The organism is Mycobacterium sp. TH-M11 (assembly GCF_057473725.1).
Genome location: NZ_JBYCLD010000108.1, coordinates 1 through 2,786, shown reverse-complemented (window position 1 = coordinate 2,786; position 2,786 = coordinate 1). Strand labels below are relative to the sequence as shown.

Below are 2,786 nucleotides of genomic sequence, written 5' to 3'. Positions count from 1 at the left end.
CCTTCGATCCGACGGTGGTCGCTGCCCATCGCCGTCACCGACGGCACCGCCCACGGCGGCACCAAAAGTAATGTCGGCGGCGTATTTTCCGCCGCTGCCCGCAAGGCGCCGTCCGAGACACAGTGCTTGGTGCCGTCCAACTCGACGCAGCTGGCCTTGGCGATCATCGAAAAGATGCCCGGCGTGGTCTCGTTCGTCTTGACGTCAGAGGTGTCATCGAGTTGCTGACCCTCGGGTATCACCAGCTTGCCCACCCGACTGGCCGGATCAACCAGCAGTTTCACCGCCGTGGCCGCCGGGAGCTCGGTGCGGAGCCGGTAGTAACCGGGTTGGATCGCCGTGATCGCCTGATTGTCTGCGGCCGCACCGAGAAACGCCTTCACGGACTTGACGACGTCCTTGTCGTGCAGCGTCTCACCGATCGCCGTGGTCGAGTCCCCGGCGTGCACCTCGATCACCAGATCCCGCTTGCCGTCGCCGGCGAAGTCGTACCGCGAGCCGCTCCCGTGCCACAACCTGGACCCGACGAATACCGCCGCGATGACCATCCCGATAGCCAGACTCAGGAGAATGCCGCGGGTGGTGGTTCTCCGTCGGCGACGCTCCCGCTCGGCGCGCAGCCGGTCGGCGCGCAGATGTCCGCGACGCGACGAGCCCACCGCGACCGGACCCGGTCGCGGCCGAGCGCGTTCCCGGCCATCAGACACCGTTGACCTCCCCGGGCGACATGGCACGGCGTTCGTCGAGCCAACCCTGCAGTATTGCCACCGCCGCCACCTGGTCGATGACCTTACGCTGACCTTTCGCCCGCACCCCGGCCTGGCGCAGCGAGCGCTGCGCGGAGACCGTCGTCAACCGCTCGTCGGCCATCCGCACGGGTACCGGCGCAATTCGACCGGCCAGCACGTCCGCCAACTCGATAGCGTCGAGGGCCGACGGGCCGGTGCGATCGGCCAGCGTTCGCGGCAGCCCGACGATCACCTCGACAACCTGCAACTCGGCGACCAACTCGACCAGCCGCCGTAGATGCCGGGCGGAGCGGTCGCGGCGAACCGTCTCGACCGGCGTGGCCAGGATTCCGTCGGGGTCGCTGGTCGCCACACCGATGCGGACGGTGCCCACATCGATGCCGAGTCGTCGCCCGGGTCCCGGATCGTCCCCACCAGGCCGGTCCGGCACGCGATGCGGTGAATCCACTCAGCTGGTCCTTGCGATCTCTGCGCGCACCGCATCCAATGCTGCATCGATGCCCGACGAATCCTTGCCGGAACCCTGCGCGAGGTCGGCCTTCCCGCCGCCGCGACCGTCGACCGCGGCAGCGAGCGACTTGATCAAGTCGTTGGCACTCAGGCCCAAATCCTGGGCGGCGGGGTTGGCCGCGACCGCGTAGGGCACGCTGCCGCCGTCGCCCTCGGCGATCAGGGCGACGACCGCCGGTCCGGTGCCGAGCTTGCCGCGGATATCGCCCGCCATCGAGCGTAGGTCGGCGGCCGTCATGCCGGCCGACATCCGCTGCGCCACCAGCCGGACGTTACCGATGTGCTGCGCCCCGGCGGCCGCGTTTGCCGCAGCTGCCCGGGCGCTGGCCAGCCGGTTGCGTTCGATCTCCTTCTCCGCGGCTTTCAGTCGTTCCACCAGGTTCGCCACCCGGGCCGGCACCTCGTCGGAGGGCACCTTCAGCGACGAGGCCAGCCCGGCCATCAGCGCGCGCTCCTTGGCCAGATGCCGATATGACTCCAGCCCGACGTAGGCCTCGACGCGGCGCACGCCGGAGCCCACCGAGGATTCACCGAGGATGGTCACCGGCCCGATCTGCGCCGAATTGTGCACGTGGGTTCCACCGCACAGCTCCAGCGAGAACGGCCCGCCGATCTCGACCACGCGCACTTCATCGGGGTAGGCCTCGCCGAACATGGCCATCGCACCCATTGCCTTGGCCTTGTCCAGCTTTTCGAGAAAGGTGTGTACCTCATAGTCGGCTTGGACGGCCTCGTTGGTCACTTGCTCGACCTGGCTGAGCTGCTCGGCGCTCAGCGCGCCCTGGCTGTTGAAGTCGAACCGCAGGTAGCCCGGACGGTTCAGCGAGCCGGCCTGAACAGCGTTGGGGCCCAACACCTGCCGAAGGGCGGCATGGACCATGTGCGTTCCGGAGTGGCCCTGGGTAGCACCCTTGCGCCAGCCGGGGTCGACGGCTGCGACGACCGTGTCTCCTTCGACGAACTCCCCCGAATCCACGTTGACGCGGTGCACCCACAGGCTTTTCGCGATCTTCTGCACGTCGGTGACGACCGCCATGGCGCTCTGGCTGGATCCGGTGCCGCTGATGGTGCCCGCGTCGGCCACCTGACCACCCGATTCGGCGTACAGCGGTGTGCGGTCGAGCACGATTTCGACGCGGTCGGCGCGCGCGGGCTCTTCGGTCCCGTGCGTTATCACCGGCACCCGCTTGCCATCGACGAAGATGCCCAGAATCTTTGCGTGCGAGGTCAATTCGTCGAAACCGGTGAATTCGGTGGGTCCGGCGTCGACCAGCTCGCGGTAGGCCGTCAGGTCGGCGTGCGCGTGCTTGCGCGCGGCGGCGTCGGCCTTCGCGCGGCGGCGCTGCTCGGCCATCAGTTCCCGGAACCCGAGCTCGTCGACCTGCAGGTCCGCTTCGGCAGCCATCTCGAGAGTGAGCTCGATCGGGAACCCGTAGGTGTCGTGCAGGGTGAAGGCGTCCGTGCCGGACAGCACACTTGCACCGGATGCCTTGGTGGCCGCGGCCGCCTCTTCGAAGAGCCGCGAGC

Annotated in this window: 3 protein-coding genes; all 3 read right to left on the bottom strand. The window is 68.5% G+C overall.

Going from position 1 to position 2,786, the window contains the following annotated elements:
- On the bottom strand, window positions 1-707 hold a 707-nt coding region (locus tag AC2VOG_RS04665; RefSeq protein ID WP_486938751.1), incomplete at its 3' end, for an endolytic transglycosylase MltG.
- Window positions 700-1,197: a Holliday junction resolvase RuvX gene (gene ruvX / locus AC2VOG_RS04660; RefSeq protein WP_486938750.1), complete on the bottom strand. Its 498-nt coding sequence runs from the start codon at window positions 1,195-1,197 to the stop codon at window positions 700-702. The genes ruvX and AC2VOG_RS04665, both read right to left, overlap by 8 nt.
- On the bottom strand, window positions 1,198-2,786 hold a 1,589-nt coding region (locus tag AC2VOG_RS04655; RefSeq protein ID WP_486938749.1), incomplete at its 5' end, for an alanine--tRNA ligase-related protein.